Source organism: Candidatus Symbiopectobacterium sp. NZEC127, from assembly GCF_025962675.1.
GTDB lineage: Bacteria > Pseudomonadota > Gammaproteobacteria > Enterobacterales > Enterobacteriaceae > Symbiopectobacterium.
Map to the genome: position 1 here is coordinate 1 of NZ_JAGFPG010000017.1, position 1,237 is coordinate 1,237.

General features: G+C 49.2%; 1 tRNA gene and 2 rRNA genes. All 3 read right to left on the reverse strand.

The features are described from left to right. Nucleotides 1-216, reverse strand: a 23S ribosomal RNA gene (locus J5069_RS23635); the annotation flags it as partial. 197 nt (nucleotides 217-413) lie between these two features. Beyond that, nucleotides 414-489: transfer RNA gene (locus J5069_RS23640), tRNA-Glu, on the reverse strand. A 137-nt stretch (nucleotides 490-626) separates the two neighbouring features. Further along, nucleotides 627-1,237: ribosomal RNA gene (locus J5069_RS23645) — 16S ribosomal RNA — on the reverse strand; the annotation flags it as partial.

A 1,237-nucleotide genomic window follows, 5' to 3' on the forward strand; every position in this document is an offset into this window, starting at 1 on the left:
TCCTCGGGGTACTGAGATGTTTCAGTTCCCCCGGTTCGCCTCATGCCACTATGTATTCATGACATGATAGTGCAACGGATTGCACTGGGTTTCCCCATTCGGGTATCGTCGGTTGTAACGCTTCATATCAGCTTACCGACGCTTTTCGCAGATTAGCACGCCCTTCATCGCCTCTGACTGCCTAGGCATCCACCGTGTACGCTTATTCACTTAACCTCACAACCCGAAAATGTTTCGGATGTGAAAGCTTGAGAGAATCACAATAGTAGTAGTGAGCCACTATTGCTCGTTTCAATTTTCAGCTTGTTCCAGATTGTTAAAGAGCAAATATCGTAAACACGACTCGAAAGTCATCTTTACGTTATTGTCGGTTCGGCAGAACCGGTGATAATGTCTTTCACTCATTATCGGTATGGCGTCCCCAAGGGGATTCGAACCCCTGTTACAGCCGTGAAAGGGCAGTGTCCTAGGCCTCTAGACGATGGGGACACGAAAACCCGATTAACACAACTGCTCTAATCGGTTCGTATCAGCATGAGTCAGAAACTCATTCATCAACAGGTGCTTTGCTCAGCATTTTCATCAGACAATCTGTGTGAACACTTCACAGAATCAGTATCATTAGGTAAGGAGGTGATCCAACCGCAGGTTCCCCTACGGTTACCTTGTTACGACTTCACCCCAGTCATGAATCACAAAGTGGTAAGCGCCCTCCCGAAGGTTAAGCTACCTACTTCTTTTGCAACCCACTCCCATGGTGTGACGGGCGGTGTGTACAAGGCCCGGGAACGTATTCACCGTAGCATTCTGATCTACGATTACTAGCGATTCCGACTTCATGGAGTCGAGTTGCAGACTCCAATCCGGACTACGACGTACTTTATGAGGTCCGCTTGCTCTCGCGAGGTCGCTTCTCTTTGTATACGCCATTGTAGCACGTGTGTAGCCCTACTCGTAAGGGCCATGATGACTTGACGTCATCCCCACCTTCCTCCAGTTTATCACTGGCAGTCTCCTTTGAGTTCCCGACCGAATCGCTGGCAACAAAGGATAAGGGTTGCGCTCGTTGCGGGACTTAACCCAACATTTCACAACACGAGCTGACGACAGCCATGCAGCACCTGTCTCAGAGTTCCCGAAGGCACCAATCCATCTCTGGAAAGTTCTCTGGATGTCAAGAGTAGGTAAGGTTCTTCGCGTTGCATCGAATTAAACCACATGCTCCACCGCTTGTGCG